The organism is Faecalibacterium sp. IP-3-29 (assembly GCF_023347335.1).
GTDB classification, from domain to species: domain Bacteria; phylum Bacillota; class Clostridia; order Oscillospirales; family Ruminococcaceae; genus Faecalibacterium; species Faecalibacterium duncaniae.
The window spans coordinates 1,637,984-1,654,122 of sequence record NZ_CP094471.1 but is presented as its reverse complement, the minus strand read 5'-3'; the positions used below and the strand labels follow the sequence as shown (position 1 = coordinate 1,654,122).

The following is a 16,139-nucleotide window of genomic DNA, read 5'->3' as shown; positions in this document are numbered from 1 at the left end:
CTCCTATGGCTCATACTTTACCAAAGAGGTTTAAGATTTGTTTGAGAAAAGTCTAAGGAAAGTCTAAGGATGAAAAAAGAGCCGCCGAAGCAGCCCTTTAGGAATTGACAATGGGAAACACGACTTGAATTGCAAAGATACCGTTTTGCAAGGAAGCGACAATTTGCCCGCCCATGCGGGTCACAAGTCTTTGAGCGATTGCCAATCCCAGCCCGGTTGTCTTTTTTGTTCGTGACTGGTCGGTGGTGTAAAAACGGTCAAACAAATGAGGAATATCTTCTTGCTGAATACTGCTCGACGCATTTTTAATGGTTATGACCGTTTGAGCTTCTTCTATCGCTGCGGTGATTTGATAATTTCCCTCCCCGTGAACAAGTGCATTATAAACCACATTTGAGAAAATCCGGGTCAAGGCATCTGGATCGCCCCAAATGATAGCTGGTGGATTTGGGATAACGATATAGGGGACACATTTTTTCTGTTCAAAATCGCCGTAGTATGAGGCGACAACATCCCGAAGTACACTGTGTATATCCGTATTTCTACAATTCAATTTCAGTTCGTCGGCCTCAATCCTTACAAATTCAAACAGTTGGTCGAGAAGCAGCTTTACAGCGGAAATTCTTTCTCCCGCAATCGTTGCATATTCTTTTTGCTCCCCTGTTAAATCCTGTTCCTGTAAGAGCTGGATATAGCCATTTGCTGTTGCCAGCGGCGTTCGCAAGTCATGGGAAAGACTGGTAATGGTATCTCGGAACAGTGTATCGCTCCGTTCAATTTCCTGCCCCATGCTACGATATTTTTTCAGAAGATGATTGATACTTGCAGCCAAATCCTGTATTGTCCCATCCGTTTTTTCCACCATAATTTCGGTTTGCGTATCACGGTCAATCAGAAAGTCAATCTGTTTTTTTACTTTCTGAACCAACTTTCGCTGATAAATCAGTTTCAGGGACAAAAACAGGGAAAGCATTGCAAGCAAGATACATAACACCATCATGTAGCCATCACCGCCTTTCCAAATTGCGCAAGTCCAACCTTAGAAACAGGGAGAGCGAAATAGCTGTTGGTAAAAACAGATATACTACCAGTGTCAAACAAATGGGTATTAAATCCTCCCCAAAGGTATTGATCTGCAAGCTATGAGATAGCCCTACAACCCAATACTTGTAGAGCGAATAATCCATATCCAGTGCTGTACTTATCTTTGTGAGATATAAATACAAAACCCCCAGCATAAAAAATGCGGTAATCGTAACAATGATCCGATGCCGGAGCAGGTAACTTAACAAATTGAGAAATGCAGTGTAACCTAAAAAGCACAGGCATTGAAACAAAAGAAAGACTCCGATTGCAGAAAACGAATACTTTATGTCATACCGGGATGCTCCCATCATCAGAATTGACAAATACGCAACACCAAAGCATACAAACAGAAAAAATAAAACGCCACCCCATGAGGCCAGCAGTTTTCCAAAGAATAGGTGTACTCTGCTTGTACCTTTAGAAAGTGTGATACTGTATGTGCCGGTATGAAAATCTTCTGTAAAGTACAGGCACAAAAAGAGCGTCAATGGAAAAATCAGACTGTAATCTGAAAACAGAAACTCCGTGAACGAAACCAGTGATATAAACGGAAGCATACCATTTACCGAATTGTGATAAAAGGTCAGGGCAAGCGCAAAGACAAAAAACGCAGCCAATACGAGGCAGGCCCAAAACAGGCGGCTTTTGCGGATACGGAACAACTCACTTTGCATCGTCTGAATCACTCTTTGCACCTCCTGTCATTTTCAAAAGATAGTCGGTCGGCTCCATACCGGCAAGCCAGATTTCTGATACTTCTATCCCGGAATGAACCAGCAGCGTATTGATTTCCCCGGATTGCTCATTACAATGAAAAATTCTAATCAGGTCATGACCCAACACTTCAAAATCCGGGAACTGCTGGCTTAAAATCGTAATAGCCCGTTCTAATTGTGGAGTTCTTATCTTTATGCACCGCTGGCAGCTCTCTTTCAATTCCCCAGCCGTAAGCTCACAAAGCAGCTTTCCATCTGCCATTACGCCATATTTGGATGCAAGCCGGGAAAGCAGCGTATAATCCTGTCCAGAGATTAAAAGTGTGGTATGGTTGATTTCATGCAGATAGTTCAGAACAGAAAGCAGGTGTTCACATTCTCCCTTATCTAGCCCGGAAAAAGGATCGTCCAAAATTATCATATCTGGATTTCCCAAAAGGGCAACAGCCAAATTCACTAAACGCTGGGTCGATAATGGCAATCGCCGTACCGCCTTTTTCTCTTTCAGGTTCAAATGCAGTATATCTAAAATATGGATTTCTGTGGTTCCAAAAACGGAAGAAAAATAACGCAGCATATCAGCAGGTGACAGAGAGCCGATTGTCACAGGCTTTTGTGGTACAAACCCAATCCGGCGGCGCTCCTTCTGATAGTCTATATTGCCAAATAATTTGAGCGTACCAGCTTGAGGTCTAAGTGTACCTATAATGGTTTGCAACAGTACAGATTTCCCGGCGTGATGGCCGCCATACAGTGCATAGATTTCTCCGCGTTTTACCTGAAACGCGATATTTTTAATTCCGTTTCCATCCGGGAAAACATAGGTCAACCCGGCTGTTTCCAAAGCAGTCTCCAAAATAATCATCCCCTTTCCATGCTGTCTTATTGTAGCAGACTGGTGTGCAAACTTCATAAGATTTCTCTAAGGATTAGCCCTGCATTTTGAAACCGAGGCCCCAAACCGTCTGAATATACTTTTCCTCTGGATTGACCTTGGCAAACTTCTTGCGGAGATTTCCAATGTGGACATTGATTGCATTATCGTCCCCGATAAAATTTTCATTCCACACGCTTTCAAAAATATTGTTCTTTGTGAATACCTTTGAGGGCGAGGACATCAGAAGTTGCAAAATCAGGTATTCATACCGTGTCAAAGTAATGGGGGTATTCCTGATTTTAGCCTCCATAGCTTCTGTATCAAGGGACAAGTCCTTAAAGCGAAGTATTTTGCTATTGTTGGGGGTGGTAGACTTCTGAAAGCGCCGGAGCACTGCTTCAATCCGCACCAGAAGCTCTTGATTGTCGAATGGCTTTGTGATGTAATCATCTGCACCATTTCGTATGAGGTTCACTTTGCTGTCTATATCCGTTTTAGCGGACACACCGATAATCGGAATATCCATCGTGCTTTTCATCTTTTCCAATACTGTTTCCCCCGGTATGCCGGGCAGCATTAAATCAAGTAAAATTAAGTCAAAAGTGCCTTTCTCAATCAACAGAAGCGCCTCGCTTCCAGAATATGCAGAGGTTACGCAATAACCATGTTGGGTCAAAAGCCGCTTCGTCATATCATTGAGCAGCACATCATCTTCAATAATCAGAAGATGTGGGTGTGTTCCAGTTTCCATACTATTACCTCCATATTCTATTATATTTCGATTTTCCAGAGAATACAATGCTCAAACTATGAACAATAAAGTTTAGCAACAATGCGCTTTGCATCATTTCGCCAATCGTCCATGAACTATAAAATGTATATGGGTGATGCAGAATGGCGAAAATTGAGGACTGTCCCGGCTTTGAAACGTTCGGAGCGGATGTCAAGGCAGCACGAAAGGCAAAACAGCTTTCCCGCAGTGCGCTGGCTGACATGATACATTGTGACAGCCGGTATCTTGCTAATATTGAGAACGAAGGCACGCTGCCCAGCCTGCCGGTGGTGATTCAGTTGATAAAAATATGTGGTCTGCCCGTGGAGCGGTACTTCAACCCGGAACTCATGCGGGAAGAAAGTGCGGAACGTCAGCGGGTCAGCCACAAGCTGCAGCTTTGCCCGGAAGAATACTTGCCCATCGTAGAAGGTGCCATTGACGGTGCCCTGCGAATCCATGAACAGGAAAAAGACCATGCGTGTGTCTGATTGCCACGCATGGTCATTGAGAGGATGCAAAAAGCGTCCTCTTATTTTTTGCATTTTGCGGGCAGAACGGGGGTGTTGTGGTGTCATAGTAGTGGGGAAAGGTAACGTAGCAAGCATAGGGAGTGTAGCCACTCCCGGCAGAAATGCTTGCTGGGGAGTACCCCAGACCCCCAAGAAACGAGGTGAAACTATGACGAACCGAACCCGAAAAATTGTTCTGCGTGTTCCCGTGACGCCGGAGGAACGGGAACTTATCCGGCAGAAGATGGCTCTGCTGCATACCCGGAACTTTTCTGCATACGCCCGGAAGATGCTGATAGACGGTTATGTTGTCCACATCGACACCACCGACATCCGGGCGCAAACCGCCGAACTGCAAAAGATTGGTGTCAACGTCAATCAGATCGCGCGGCGGCTGAACAGCATGGGGCCGCTGTACACACAAGACGTTGCGGACATCAAGGGAGCATTGGCGCAGATATGGCAGTTACAAAGATACATCCTATCAAGTCAACGCTGAAAAAGGCATTGGACTACATCGAGAATCCGGCCAAGACGGACGAAAAAATGCTGGTGTCCTCCTTTGCCTGCTCCTACGAAACCGCCGACATCGAATTTGAACTGCTGCTGTCACAGGCCATGCAGAAAGGCAACAATCTGGCCCACCACTTGATACAGTCTTTTGCGCCGGGCGAAACCACGCCGGAGCAGGCCCACGAGATTGGTCGACAGCTTGCAGATGAAGTCCTGCAAGGAAAATATCCCTATGTACTGACCACGCACATTGACAAGGGGCACGTCCACAACCACATCATTTTCTGTGCTGTGGACATGGTGAACCAGCGGAAGTATGTTTCCAACCGGCGGAGCTATGCTTACATCCGGCGCACCAGTGACCGACTTTGCAAGGAACACGGCCTGTCCGTGGTAATGCCCGGCCAAGACAGAGGCAAGAGCTATGCCGAGTGGGACGCACACCGCAAGGGTACAAGCTGGAAGGCGAAGCTGAAAGCTGCCATAGATGCAGCCATCCCGCAGGCCAAGGATTTTGACGATTTTCTGCGGCTCCTGCAGGAGCAAAGCTATGAGGTCAAGAGGGGCAAGTATGTGTCGTTCCGTGCGCCCGGACAGGAACGGTTCACCCGCTGCAAAACGCTGGGCGAAGCCTACACCGAGGAAGCCATCATCGAACGCATCAAAGGGCGGTTCGTGGAGCGGAAGCCCAAAGAAAACCGCAAAATTTCGCTGCGGATTGATTTGGAGAACAGCATCAAGGCCCAGCAGTCCGCAGGGTATGAGAAGTGGGCAAAACTCCACAATCTGAAACAGGCGGCCCGGACGCTGAACTTCCTGACCGAGCATGAAATCGAAAGCTACCCGGATTTGGAAAGCCGGGTGGCCGAGATCACCGCCGCCAGCACCGAAGCTGCCGCCGCATTGAAAGCAGCAGAGCGCCGACTTGCTGAAATGGCCGTGCTGATAAAGGATGTCACCACCTGTAAAGAACTGCGCCCACTGTTGCAGGAGTATCAGCGGGCTGCTGACAAAAAGCCGTTCCGACGTAAACATGAAGGAACCTTGATTCTCTATGAAGCAGCGGCGAAAGCTCTAAAAGAGCAGGGCTTTCAAAAGCTACCCGACCTCTACGCCCTGAAAAACGAGTATAAGCAACTGGCCGAGCAGAAAGACCAGATGCAGCGGCAGTACAATGATGCCAAACGCCAGATGCAGGAGTATGGCATCATAAAGCAGAATGTGGACGGCATTCTGCGGACAGCACCGGGAAAGGAGCAGATGCAGGAACGGTAAATCTGCACAAAATATTGGTTGGATTTTTGAACTACAAACGCTTAGACCGGGTGGCGTTTCCGCCCGAAATCATGTAAAATAGACTTAGACAACGAAAGCGAGGAACCCTCTATGGCAGAAGTGAACGATAACGGCTCTATCCAGCTTTTTGAAGATCAGAAAATCCGTACTGCATGGGATGCAGAAAAGGAAGAATGGTATTTTTCGATTATTGATGTTATTTCTGTTTTAACTGGAACAGCCAATCCACGGCGTTATTGGAGCGACCTTAAGCGTAAGCTGAAAGCTGAGGGGGCAAATGAGTTGTACGAAAAAATCGTACAACTGAAAATGTTGTCCTCTGATGGAAAACGGTACAAGACAGATGTCGCCAACACCGAACAGCTTTTGCGTATCATCCAGTCCATCCCGTCCCCGAAAGCTGAACCGTTCAAGGCATGGCTGGCAATGGTGGGCAAGGAACGCATCGAAGAAACCATCGACCCGGAGCAAGCTATTGACCGTGCGCTTGATACCTATTTGAAGAAAGGCTACTCCGAAGAATGGATTCACCAGCGGCTTTTGGCAATCCGCATCCGCAACGAACTAACGGACGAATGGAAGAAGCGCGGAGTGCAAAAGGGCAAGGAGTACGCCATCCTGACCGATGAAATCTCCCGCGCATGGTCCGGCATGACCACGGGGCAGTACAAGCGGCTGAAAGGTCTGACAAAAGAAAATCTCCGGGACAACATGACCGATTTGGAACTTGTGCTGACCATGCTGGCGGAAGCATCTACCACGGATATTTCCAAGACTGCAAAGCCGCAGACCTTTGAAGAAAACAAGCAGGTTGCTAAACGCGGCGGCAAGGTAGCCGGTATTGCACGGCAGGCTCTTGAAGCAGAAACTGGCAAGCCCGTTATTACAGAAAAGAATGCGTTTGACTTCCAGCAGCTTGTGACCGACATTGTAGAAGATGCCGCCGAACTGCCGGAGCAGTCTGCCGAAAAGAAAGAAAAATAATAAGATTTGGAGGATTTAATATGAAAATGACTGAACCCTATAATCTGGGACTTTTAGCCCTTATTTCAGCGGCAGGGGAAATTTCTTATGAAGAATTAAAGCAACGATACCTCCCGCCTGAGCAGCCCGGCGTAATTCAAGGCGTAACGGCGAGTTTTGACAACGATATAAAAACATTGGAAAAAGAAAAATACATTTCGGTACACGGGAATATCATTCGCTTTATCAGAAAGTGATTGACAGAAAAACAGCCGGACACAGCAGCCACAAGGCCACCGTGTCCGGCTATTTTCGTTTTGACAATGACACATTACTTTGATTAAAAATAATGCGTCATTGTCAAGCTGACGGTATTATTCACCCGTAAAATCAAACCTCTGTCCGTCAAAGTCAGCATCGGTCATACGCTCCAACTTTGCAATGGTACCGTTTGCCAGCCGCCGCATTTCCGTGTCCATATCCGGCAGGGCGGCCAGCATCCGTGCCATCGTGCGGCGGCGGTCAGAAGTGTGGTACATACAGATCAGATTTTCTTCTTCTACGCTGAAATTCATGCGTCAGACCTCCAGTTCGTGTTGCTTGCTGCGGGCCGCTGCCTTTTTCGGGCTGGCGGCCTGTTTTGTTTCGGAAAGCTGCTTGCGGAGAGAAGCGCGGGGCTTGCAAATGCCCTTGTCCCGATTCTCGTTTTTGTCAATCAGCGCGTAGATGCCAAAACGGTCTTTTACGCTGGACAGATGTAAAGATTTATACGGCAGCATGGCAAGCAGCTGGTCCGTGTCCCGGCTGGATGCCAGCTTGGTGAAGTAGGGCGATACTTCCACCATAAAATGATTCTTGTCCGGGCTGTTGGGAGCAGCCAGCCGCTTCATACCGGCCACAATGCGCTGTGCCTCGGCCTCGATCAGCCCGGTGTGCAGTGCCGCAAGATATTCTTTGAAATCACCGGGCCGTGCCGGTTCTCGACTGCGCTGCTCCTGCCGGATGGCCGCTTGCAGAAGTTCCGGGTCACGGGGCTGCATTTCATACCGCACGAACCCCCCGAAATATTTGTCCGGGTGGCTGTCGAAATGCTCTTTCGGGCCAATCTCCCGCATCCCACTTTCGTAGATCAGGCGATTGGCACCCACGGGCAGGGCTGCATCCCTGATATGCTGGAAGTGCTGCTGATAGTCCAGTTCATACAGATTGCCTTGCACGGTTCCGTTGGCCGCACCGGTCAACTCCACCGCATAGGCAAGAATCCTGTCATGGGTCTGTTCACCGCAAAATTTCCATGTGTTGTAGGCTTGTGTGTCTTTGAGCAGCACATCCCGTTCCCGGAAGCAGAATGTTCCAGAGGGCCGGGACAGCCACAACAGCAGCTTATCTTCCGGGTGGTCGCTGCGGGCCGCCTCCCGAAGCAGCTTGATGTCATAGGCAAAATCGCTCTGGTAGTACGCGGTGTTCTGGTGCATAATAGCTTCCAGCGCAGCGATCACATCCATATTTTCAAACTTTTGCACGGTTTACACCTCCAATTCCTTTGTCTTTTCTCGTGGCTGCGTTTGCTTGCTCTGCTCCTTTTTTGCGGCATCCAACTGTACCCGGATGGACGGCTTTTTCGGCTTGGCTGTGCGGGACTTCTTGGCTTTTGGTGCCTTTTCCTCGGCCTTGACTGCGGCGGCAAGGTCTGTCAGAGAGATTTGTTCTCCGGCTTTTGCTTTTGCCTCCAATTCGCCCAGAGAGGGTGCATTGTTCAACACACCATCAATCATATTTTCGTTTTGTTCCGTGGAAAGTTCTGCGGTGCGCAGCGGATTTTCCCGCAAAAACTCCGGCACCTGCTGGAAGCCCACACTGTCGCAGTAGTGGGCGGTGTCCTGCCCATTCTGGTGCAGCACCACCACATCCGAAACAGACAGTGAGTGTCCCTTGAAATCTGCCGGATAGTCCACATTGAATGTGCGGTAGATGTCCTCCAACGTGGTGCCAGCAGTCAGCGGTGCGGCGTATACTTCCGTATAGTTGGCCTTGTCCACGGTCAAACCGGCAGCCTGCAGGCGGTCGTAAGGTTCAAAACGGTAATCACGGGTGGAATCCTCATTACGCAGCTGGTAGATGGAAAAGCTGTCCTGCTGCGGTGCCTCAAAATCTGCCGCCACGTATTCCTCTATGGTCATTCCGGCAGCGGCCGCTTCCTGCGCGATCTCGGCCTGTACCTGCGCCTTGTAGTCCTGCAAGCTCTGGTCGAAGTCGGATAGCTTGGGAGGTTCCGGCAAGTTATACTGGCCTTGGTTAAGCAGCGGGCGGCAGTCATGCACATAGGTCACAACAGCGTTGTAATGGGCAGCCTGTTCTGGCGAAATGTTCTGACCCTCTCGCAAAGCGGCGGTAGCTGCCTGCTCCATGGCCGAAAGATTGCAGTGCTGTTTGAGGTACGGAATAAACTCGGTCAGCACCATTTCCCGCTCTGCCTTGTCTTGTTCCCACGCTTCCGGGCCTTTGTTGTGCAGAACAAAATTTTTCCAGTTCTCGTCCTTGGCGTAGTATTCGTGGTAGTTCTGGATATGCTGAACCAAAGAACCCTCTCCGTCACCAAAATCCTGCCGTCCCTCGTAGTTGTCGGGCTGGCCGTTCAGGGTAAAATCAATACGGAATGCGGTCTTGTCGTACCAGCCGCCCGTGTAGCCGTCCTTTTCCCGGTCCGTGTGCTGGGCGGTGTCCAGTTCTTCAAAAACGCGGTTTGCCACAGACAGCGGCATGATTTCGCCGTCCTGCAGCTTGTCGCTTTCACTCCAAAGAATCGTGACCGTAGGCTCTGCGGCAGGGTCTGGAATTTTAACGGGTTCGGGAATTTCGTTGGCCTTTTCTGCGGCCTCTTGGAACGCTATCAGCTTATCGCCCAATAGGACTTCTGACACTGCGGCTGTCTGCCCCAGCAGAGCAAGAGCTTCCTCTCCGGCATCCGGCAGGGTCAGACCGGGCGCATCCAGCTGGCCTCCGTCCAGAGCCGTGTGGTCCGGGCCATACAGAGTGTAGTCATAGCCAGAATCGCAGGTCTGGATGAACAGCGTATTGCCATTATCCAGTGCAAATGCGGCCTCCTGTGCAGCGGAAAGGTCTGCTTCCCGCTGCTGGCGAAGTTCTGCCAGATGTTCGTCCAGTGCGGAGATCAGTTCATGGGCCGCGCTGCGAATAATTTCCAGAGAGGCTTTTAGTTCGGCCAGTTCCCGGCCCGAACTCCACCCAGCTACATAGCCAAACGAATACTCGGACGTGTCCAGCCCATAGTGCTGGCAGACGGCATAGGCCACACTTTCGGCCTGCACCTCGCGGGTGCGGCTGTCCGGGCGGTTGCTCTGTTCCGGGGTGTTCGGGTCGATGGTGTGCAGCTTTGCATGGGCGATCTCATGGATGGCTGTCTTGATGGTCTGTAACTGGCTCATGCCCTCTTGGATGGCAATGCGGTTGTCAAGCAGGTGGAAATAACCGTGCGCCCCGCCCTCGATGTCCTCAAACCCGATGGGCACCGGGGAAGCTTGCTCCAACGCTTTGAAAAAATCTTGATAGTCCTGCACGCTGCCGGACAGTTCATTCACTGCGATAGATGGCAGCGGTTCGCCCTCGGTCTGGCTGACATCGAACACGGAAACCACCTTAAAGGCCGGAATCTGCACCGTTTTTTCTTCCGTCAGCGGCTTGCCGTCCTTGTCCAGAATCGGCTTGCCCTGTTCGTCCAGCTTTTCCATCTTCTGCTTGACCTTGTACGGCGCAGGAGCAAGGATTTTGATGCCTTTTTCGCCTTTCTTTACGGTGCGGTGGAACGTGTCTTTCCACTTGTTGAAGCTCGCCACCAGTTGGCCGCCCTGCATGGCGATCAGCAAGGTGTTGTTGAAGCTGTAATTGTGGAATTTCGCCATCGTGGTGAGGTAGGCTTTGTAGCGGTCGCTGTCGAACAGCTCTTGAATCCCTGTTTCCAGCCGGTCCGTAATTTCTTTCATCCGTTCCGCGCTGTCTTTGCCGTTCAGGATGATGGGGATAACTTTCTGCGGTTCCGTTTCAGGCTGAACAGGCGGCGGGATGTTGGCCGCATCCCGCAGAACTTCCGGCGCGGGAAAGGACAGCACCCGGTATTCCTCCGGCACGGGCTGGCCCTCGTGGACTTTCTGCCACTCGTCCCCGCTTTTGACAAGGTAGCCGTACTGGGTGAACGCACCCTGTTCCTGCTGAGCCACATACCGGCCAAACTGGGCCGTGTCGATGCCTCCTTTCCATTCGTCCGGCATATCCACCATGCCGGAACGGTTCAAGTAGTAGTCTCCCAGCTGGGCAGGGCCGCGCACATCCGGCAGATGCACATAATATTCCACGTTTTCGGGAAAGTCGGTGATTCTCCCGATGCTGAGAAGTTCACTCTGCGGGGCTTGCAGGGCGGCGTTCAGCTCTGCGCGTTCCCCGGTAGAGAGTGTTTCCAGTCGTGATGCCAGAAAGTTCAGTTCGTCCACATTGGATGCCAGCACCATGTTATAAGGAATTGCAAAGCGTTTTTCTTCCTCGGCAAAGTAGCCGGAAATGAAAAGGCCCTGCGGATTATCGGACGAAATGCCGATTTGCCGCAGGGCTGCTTGTACCTGTTCGGTTGTGGTAGGCAGGTCCAGCCAGACGCCATCCCTGCCTTGCTGCTGCCGATTTTGCAGCTGGATGGAAAATAGTTCGCTCATTATCGCACGCTCCTTTCAAAGAACTGTCCCTATCCTACGGATAGAGAGAGCCGGTTATGGCAAAATGAATGCTTCACCTTACCATAACCGGCCCTCGTAATTTTATTATGAACTTATCCGAAATCTGTTAAAGGGACATATAAATATACCCATACGACTTTTCGAGCCGTTCAGGTGGAATTGTGATATTGGAATTTGTAAGAATTTCGCCAAATTCTTTTAGACCTGCTGTTACTTGATCTGAAAGAAAATTTAGATAGCTTTCGATTGTTGTGAACTCCGACCCCTTATACCAAAAATCTGTTAGAGAATCATTTTCTTTCAAATCTTTTCTAGTAATTTCCCAACAGGTAGTACGCAAAGGCCTGTATTTATCACAAGCCTTTAGATAGCGTCCGACATCTTCATCTTTTAAGTCATCAAATGGAAAATGAAGAGGGCTGGTATATTCAGACAATGGAACAGATTCCTTTTTGAGCTGCTTTAATCGCGTTAATGTCCATTTGTCGGCAATTATATCTGTAAATTCATTCCACGTCATCAAGCGTACATTTGAAAGATTTGCAGCCTCAATCGCGCCGGATTGGAAGCCGGCTTGTGAAATCAAAAGACCCAATGATGCACCAGAATCTTGTACAACCGTTCTGAATGCGTGCACTTTTTCTTTTGGAACTGAAGAATTCCAGAATTTACATTCACACACAATTCTTTTAACTAGTTCGTCAGGAGATTCGACCAAAACGTCAACTTCCACTTTGCCACGAACGGTATCAATTGTACAAGGGCTAACTGCTCGATATCCCGATTGATTTAGAAGCAACGCAACATCATCCTGTAGCTCTTTCCAAGTAGCTGGACATCTATCTGTGAATTTCATTACGGCATCCCCCTGCAAAGTTCCGTTAGTTAAGTTTATTCTATCACATTATAGAATCTGGCGCAATTCGGTAATTGACGTACTTGCCTCCCGTATCTGCCAGAAGCACCGTTGCATCATAGGTTTTTCCTGTTTTCTCGGAGTAGAGACCCTTTATCTTTGCCTTGCCGTTTTTGAGCAGAGCGGCGGCGATCTTTGGGGTGAACGCCTTTTTCCGCTGCTCAAAGAAGCGGTCGTTCTTCCACATCACGAACTGACAGCCACGGTTCCCGCAATAAAAATTCTTTTTGCCCTCATAGACGTTTTCACCGCACCGGGGACACTTACCGATGATAACCCGTTCCGACTGGAACAGGTTTTGTTTGTCTGCACTGATGCAGGAATAGGTCTTGACCAACTGGCGCACCTGCGTTTCAATTTCCGCCATGAACTCGTCTGGGTCTGCGCTGCCTTTGGCAATCTCGGTCAGGCGATTTTCCCATTCAGCAGTCAGAGCGGGAGAGGTCAAACTTTCCGGCAGAACCACCGCCAGATTGATGCCGTCCTTGGTGGGCACCAGTTGCTTGCCCTTGCGCTGCACAAAGCCCATTTGCACCAGCTTTTCCAGAATCGCGGCGCGGGTGGCGGGCGTACCCAGCCCCTTGCGTTCCGCTTCCTCCGGCATATCCTCGGCTCCGGCCCGCTCCATTGCTGACAGGAGCGTATCTTCGGTGTAGGCTTTCGGCGGGGATGTGAAGTGTTCCGATACGGTAGAAGTTACGCGGAAACTCTGCCCCTCGGCCAGTTCTGGCAGGGTGTTCAGGCTTTCCGCTTCTTCTTCGCCGTCTGCTTTCATGGTGGAGTGGAACCGTTGGTCGATCTCTTTCCAGCCGGGGACAAGCACGGTCTTTCCCTTGGCGGTGAACTCATTTCCTGCACAGGAAAATACCGCAGTCACGGTTTCGTACTCATGGGACGCGGCTATCGCGCAGAGCAGTTTGGCGCAGACAAGACTCATCAGCTTGCATTCACTCTCGGCAAGACCAGTGAAACCCTGCTTTACAAATTCGGACGTGGGGATGATGGCGTGGTGGTCCGATACCTTTTTGCTGTTCAGAATCCGGCCCACTTCCGGGGTCAAGTCAAGCCCTTGGGCAAAGGGCAGCAGCCCCAGCAGATCAGACACAAGATGTTGTGCTGTCTGGCCCATATCCTCGGTCAGATATTGACTGTCGGTGCGGGGATAGGTCAGCAGTTTCTTCTCGTAAAGCTGCTGGGCATAATCAAGGGTCTGTTTTGCCGTAAATCCGAACAAGCGGTTTGCTTCCCGCTGCAAGGTGGTCAGGTCATAGAGCTTGGGCGGCTGTTCTGTCTTTTTCTCTCGTTTGACAGAAGTACAAACGGTAGTTGTGCCTGTGCATTTTTCTTTGAGAGAATTTGCGGTTTCTGCATCCGCAATGCGCCCACTGTCTGCTTTCAGGCTGCCGGACTGGATGCCGACCGTGTAATACTTTTCTTTCTGGAAGCGCAGGATTTTTGCGTCCCGGTCCACCAGCATTTTCAGTGTCGGGGTCTGCACCCGGCCTACCGTCAGGGTTTTGTGATACAGCACCGAAAACAGTCGCGTTGCATTGATGCCCACCAGCCAATCTGCCTTTGCGCGGCAGAGGGCCGATTGGTATAGCGCATCATAGTCCGAATCCGGGCGCAGGTTTGCAAAGCCCTCCCGGATAGCGGCATCCTCCATGCTGGAAATCCAGAGCCGCTTCACAGGTTTTGTGCAACCGGCCATTTGGTAGACGAAACGGAAAATCAGTTCTCCCTCCCGGCCTGCGTCGGTCGCAGCGGTCACACTATCCACATCGGGGCGGTTGAGCAGGGCACGCAGAACTTCAAACTGCTGTTTCTTCTCGTCCGGGACGATGAACTGCCACGGCTGGGGCAGGATGGGCAAATCCTCATACCGCCACTTACAGTATTTTTCATCGTACTGGCCCGCCTCGGCAAAGGACACCAGATGCCCGATGCACCAGCTGACCAGATACCCGCCGCCCTGCCAATAGCCGTTTTGCTTTTCATCGGCCCCGATCACGGCGGCAATGCTGCGGGCCACACTGGGCTTTTCGGCAATAACTAAATTCATATAGAACACCATCCTTTTATGTAGATGAAATATGTGGTATAATGATTAAAAAAGGGGTGATACAATGGAAAGAGATATGGTGCTAATCCGAAAAATTCTTTTTGCAATAGAGGAAAAATACACAGACAGGGCTTTATCATATCACGATTTGGGATTGAACGATTATACACCAGAAGTGGTTGCATATCATTGTAGTCTTTTACATGATGCGCAATTGGTATCTTCCTATGTGTCGCGTTATGCAGATGATAGATTGTATGCTTTTTATGTAGGCAGACTAACTTGGGAAGGACATGAGTTCCTAGACAAAATAAAGAATGACACCGTGTGGAATAAAACCCTAAAAGTTATAAAGGAAAAGGGATTGCCTTTGGCATTGGATACGGTAAAAGATATTGCCGCTGCTGTTGCGGCAGCAATGTTACAGGCAGCAATCAGTGATATAAAGGCAGGGGGATAAAATGTTTCAAACGTGCAAGTTCTGCGGCTCACAAATGCAAGGAGAGTATGAAACACTGAGTAGTTCAAACCATTATAGATTTTTCTTTACCTGCCCTAATTGCCACGCGATTTATGAGGGAGAGCGCAAAGAAAGAGGAAATCTTGTTCTTTTGAACGATTCTCGCTGGTACAATCCCAATTCTCACGATTTTGAAAAATGAGAACCGGGTCTGCTCGACAATGGGTAGACCCGGTTCCTTTATGATAAGAGAGAGATTATTGGGAAATATCATTAGAACTCTCGATTTCGGCCGGTTCCTCGTCTGCATCCTCGTCCTCGCCAAAATCGTACTCATCCAGATCATCGTGCCCGGTGGTGTCGGCCTTGGGTTTGCGGAACTTGAAATAATAGAGTGCCGCGCCACCGCCAGCCAAAGCCAGCACCAGCAGGATCATCAGACTGCCTATGTTGGACTTCGGCTTTTCCTGCGGCGTTTCTGTGTCGGTTTTCACTGCTTCCGGGGCCGTGCAGCTCCGCAGGCTCTTTTCACACAAGGGGCAGTTTTCGTTCACGTTTCCTGCCTCACATTTCACCGTGCAGGTGCAGACCTCGGTGGTCTGCGGTTCTTCATCCAGCAGGGCCAGCAAGTCGGCATCGTCCACTTGGTTCAGGAAGTGAACGGACGTTTCCTTGTCCTCGTTGGCGCGGTCAATTAGAATGTAATAATAATTCCCGGCCTTGGTGGTCACTGTGATAAGCTGCTTGTCGCCGTAAAAGTCATCCACCAGTGTTGCATTGCCCTTGGGCGTGATGGGCACACCCTCCGGCTCCATGCCGCTCGTAGTGGGTTCTTCTTCGATAATCTCCGGCAGAGGTTCCGGGGCAGGGTCAGTACCGCTTGCGAAAGCGGGCATGGAAAAGGAGCAGAGGCAGAGCAGGATAGCCAGCAGTCCGGCAGCGAAACGGTTCCAGTTGTCAGGTTTCATCGGCGGCATCCTCCTGTTTGTGGTACGGTGTGGCGGTGGGTGCAGCATTCAGCGCACCGCTGCGCAGGAAGGCCGCGAACTCGTCCGGCTTCATATTCATGCTGCGCACCAACTGAATGATCTGCAAATTTTCCTGTTCGGTCTTTTCAGCTTCCAGTTCTTTCAACTGCTGCTGATATTCGCTGATTTTTTCTTTGAGCCGTTCGATGTCACGCTCAATGCGGGAAAGTCTTTTTGCCATACAAAATCCTTTCTG

17 protein-coding genes are annotated in these 16,139 nt (G+C 50.0%); 6 read left to right on the top strand and 11 right to left on the bottom strand.

Features of this window, described 5'->3' with window-relative positions; all coding sequences use genetic code 11:
• Positions 1–97: 97 nt before the first annotated feature.
• From MTP40_RS07910 to MTP40_RS07895, 4 genes are read right to left on the bottom strand one after another with little or no spacing between them, the layout of a single operon-like run.
• The gene (locus MTP40_RS07910; protein ID WP_002570969.1) at positions 98–1,000 is read right to left on the bottom strand and encodes a sensor histidine kinase; all 903 of its coding nucleotides are present in this window, start codon (positions 998–1,000) and stop codon (positions 98–100) included.
• A gap of 7 nt (positions 1,001–1,007) precedes the next feature.
• Positions 1,008–1,772, bottom strand: coding sequence for an ABC transporter permease (locus MTP40_RS07905; protein WP_249259135.1), 765 nt, complete (start codon positions 1,770–1,772; stop codon positions 1,008–1,010).
• The gene (locus tag MTP40_RS07900; RefSeq protein WP_002570971.1) at positions 1,750–2,715 is read right to left on the bottom strand and encodes an ATP-binding cassette domain-containing protein; all 966 of its coding nucleotides are present in this window, start codon (positions 2,713–2,715) and stop codon (positions 1,750–1,752) included. Before MTP40_RS07900 ends, MTP40_RS07905 begins: the two co-directional genes overlap by 23 nt.
• Positions 2,716–2,731: 16 nt before the next feature.
• The gene (locus MTP40_RS07895) at positions 2,732–3,430 is read right to left on the bottom strand and encodes a response regulator transcription factor (RefSeq protein ID WP_004064254.1); all 699 of its coding nucleotides are present in this window, start codon (positions 3,428–3,430) and stop codon (positions 2,732–2,734) included.
• A 143-nt stretch (positions 3,431–3,573) separates the two neighbouring features.
• Here MTP40_RS07895 and MTP40_RS07890 point away from each other — a divergent pair, with 143 nt between their 5' ends.
• The 5 genes from MTP40_RS07890 to MTP40_RS07870 all read left to right on the top strand — a co-directional run bounded on the left by MTP40_RS07890 (position 3,574) and on the right by MTP40_RS07870 (position 6,992).
• Complete coding sequence (locus MTP40_RS07890) at positions 3,574–3,942, top strand: helix-turn-helix transcriptional regulator (protein WP_249259134.1); 369 nt, start codon at positions 3,574–3,576, stop codon at positions 3,940–3,942.
• A gap of 190 nt (positions 3,943–4,132) precedes the next feature.
• The gene (locus MTP40_RS07885; RefSeq protein ID WP_097793304.1) at positions 4,133–4,462 is read left to right on the top strand and encodes a plasmid mobilization protein; all 330 of its coding nucleotides are present in this window, start codon (positions 4,133–4,135) and stop codon (positions 4,460–4,462) included.
• Positions 4,423–5,751 carry a relaxase/mobilization nuclease domain-containing protein gene (locus MTP40_RS07880; protein WP_249259133.1) on the top strand — a complete coding sequence of 443 codons (1,329 nt, stop codon included), beginning with the start codon at positions 4,423–4,425 and terminating at the stop codon, positions 5,749–5,751. The genes MTP40_RS07885 and MTP40_RS07880 overlap by 40 nt, the downstream gene beginning before the upstream one ends.
• Positions 5,752–5,862: 111 nt before the next feature.
• The gene (locus MTP40_RS07875) at positions 5,863–6,756 is read left to right on the top strand and encodes a BRO-N domain-containing protein (protein ID WP_005935984.1); all 894 of its coding nucleotides are present in this window, start codon (positions 5,863–5,865) and stop codon (positions 6,754–6,756) included.
• Positions 6,757–6,776: 20 nt separating this feature from the next.
• Entirely contained in the window at positions 6,777–6,992 is a 216-nt protein-coding gene (locus MTP40_RS07870) for a hypothetical protein (RefSeq protein WP_005935981.1), read from the top strand.
• 117 nt (positions 6,993–7,109) lie between these two features.
• Here the strand turns inward: MTP40_RS07870 and MTP40_RS07865 are convergent, their stop codons facing one another.
• From MTP40_RS07865 to MTP40_RS07845, 5 genes are all read right to left on the bottom strand, one after another.
• Positions 7,110–7,310: a transposon-transfer assisting family protein gene (locus tag MTP40_RS07865; protein WP_118564492.1), complete on the bottom strand. Its 201-nt coding sequence runs from the start codon at positions 7,308–7,310 to the stop codon at positions 7,110–7,112.
• Between the two features lie 3 nt (positions 7,311–7,313).
• On the bottom strand, positions 7,314–8,258 hold the full coding sequence (locus MTP40_RS07860) for a hypothetical protein (RefSeq protein WP_442900395.1): 945 nt from the start codon (positions 8,256–8,258) through the stop codon (positions 7,314–7,316).
• A gap of 3 nt (positions 8,259–8,261) precedes the next feature.
• Positions 8,262–11,456 carry a YodL domain-containing protein gene (locus MTP40_RS07855; RefSeq protein WP_249259132.1) on the bottom strand — a complete coding sequence of 1,065 codons (3,195 nt, stop codon included), beginning with the start codon at positions 11,454–11,456 and terminating at the stop codon, positions 8,262–8,264.
• A 127-nt stretch (positions 11,457–11,583) separates the two neighbouring features.
• Positions 11,584–12,333: a restriction endonuclease gene (locus MTP40_RS07850; RefSeq protein WP_120120746.1), complete on the bottom strand. Its 750-nt coding sequence runs from the start codon at positions 12,331–12,333 to the stop codon at positions 11,584–11,586.
• 43 nt (positions 12,334–12,376) lie between these two features.
• Positions 12,377–14,455, bottom strand: a complete 2,079-nt coding sequence (locus MTP40_RS07845; protein ID WP_249259131.1) for a type IA DNA topoisomerase — start codon at positions 14,453–14,455, stop codon at positions 12,377–12,379.
• Between the two features lie 64 nt (positions 14,456–14,519).
• Here MTP40_RS07845 and MTP40_RS07840 point away from each other — a divergent pair, with 64 nt between their 5' ends.
• Positions 14,520–14,915 carry a DUF2513 domain-containing protein gene (locus MTP40_RS07840; RefSeq protein WP_112121137.1) on the top strand — a complete coding sequence of 132 codons (396 nt, stop codon included), beginning with the start codon at positions 14,520–14,522 and terminating at the stop codon, positions 14,913–14,915.
• 257 nt (positions 14,916–15,172) lie between these two features.
• Here the strand turns inward: MTP40_RS07840 and MTP40_RS07835 are convergent, their stop codons facing one another.
• On the bottom strand, positions 15,173–15,883 hold the full coding sequence (locus tag MTP40_RS07835) for a DUF4366 domain-containing protein (protein ID WP_249259130.1): 711 nt from the start codon (positions 15,881–15,883) through the stop codon (positions 15,173–15,175).
• Positions 15,873–16,124, bottom strand: a complete 252-nt coding sequence (locus tag MTP40_RS07830) for a DUF4315 family protein (protein ID WP_249259129.1) — start codon at positions 16,122–16,124, stop codon at positions 15,873–15,875. The genes MTP40_RS07835 and MTP40_RS07830 overlap by 11 nt, the downstream gene beginning before the upstream one ends.
• Positions 16,125–16,139: the final 15 nt, after the last annotated feature.

Bases quoted from the DNA above. Each gene is read 5' to 3' on its own strand.
- MTP40_RS07910 (WP_002570969.1), bottom strand. From the start codon at position 1,000: ATGATGGTGTTATGTATCTTGCTTGCAATGCTTTCCCTGTTTTTGTCC.
- MTP40_RS07900 (WP_002570971.1), bottom strand. From the start codon at position 2,715: ATGAAGTTTGCACACCAGTCTGCTACAATAAGACAGCATGGAAAGGGG.
- MTP40_RS07895 (WP_004064254.1), bottom strand. From the start codon at position 3,430: ATGGAAACTGGAACACACCCACATCTTCTGATTATTGAAGATGATGTG.
- MTP40_RS07890 (WP_249259134.1), top strand. From the start codon at position 3,574: ATGGCGAAAATTGAGGACTGTCCCGGCTTTGAAACGTTCGGAGCGGAT.
- MTP40_RS07885 (WP_097793304.1), top strand. From the start codon at position 4,133: ATGACGAACCGAACCCGAAAAATTGTTCTGCGTGTTCCCGTGACGCCG.
- MTP40_RS07880 (WP_249259133.1), top strand. From the start codon at position 4,423: ATGGCAGTTACAAAGATACATCCTATCAAGTCAACGCTGAAAAAGGCA.
- MTP40_RS07875 (WP_005935984.1), top strand. From the start codon at position 5,863: ATGGCAGAAGTGAACGATAACGGCTCTATCCAGCTTTTTGAAGATCAG.
- MTP40_RS07870 (WP_005935981.1), top strand. From the start codon at position 6,777: ATGAAAATGACTGAACCCTATAATCTGGGACTTTTAGCCCTTATTTCA.
- MTP40_RS07865 (WP_118564492.1), bottom strand. From the start codon at position 7,310: ATGAATTTCAGCGTAGAAGAAGAAAATCTGATCTGTATGTACCACACT.
- MTP40_RS07855 (WP_249259132.1), bottom strand. From the start codon at position 11,456: ATGAGCGAACTATTTTCCATCCAGCTGCAAAATCGGCAGCAGCAAGGC.
- MTP40_RS07850 (WP_120120746.1), bottom strand. From the start codon at position 12,333: ATGAAATTCACAGATAGATGTCCAGCTACTTGGAAAGAGCTACAGGAT.
- MTP40_RS07845 (WP_249259131.1), bottom strand. From the start codon at position 14,455: ATGAATTTAGTTATTGCCGAAAAGCCCAGTGTGGCCCGCAGCATTGCC.
- MTP40_RS07840 (WP_112121137.1), top strand. From the start codon at position 14,520: ATGGAAAGAGATATGGTGCTAATCCGAAAAATTCTTTTTGCAATAGAG.
- MTP40_RS07835 (WP_249259130.1), bottom strand. From the start codon at position 15,883: ATGAAACCTGACAACTGGAACCGTTTCGCTGCCGGACTGCTGGCTATC.
- MTP40_RS07830 (WP_249259129.1), bottom strand. From the start codon at position 16,124: ATGGCAAAAAGACTTTCCCGCATTGAGCGTGACATCGAACGGCTCAAA.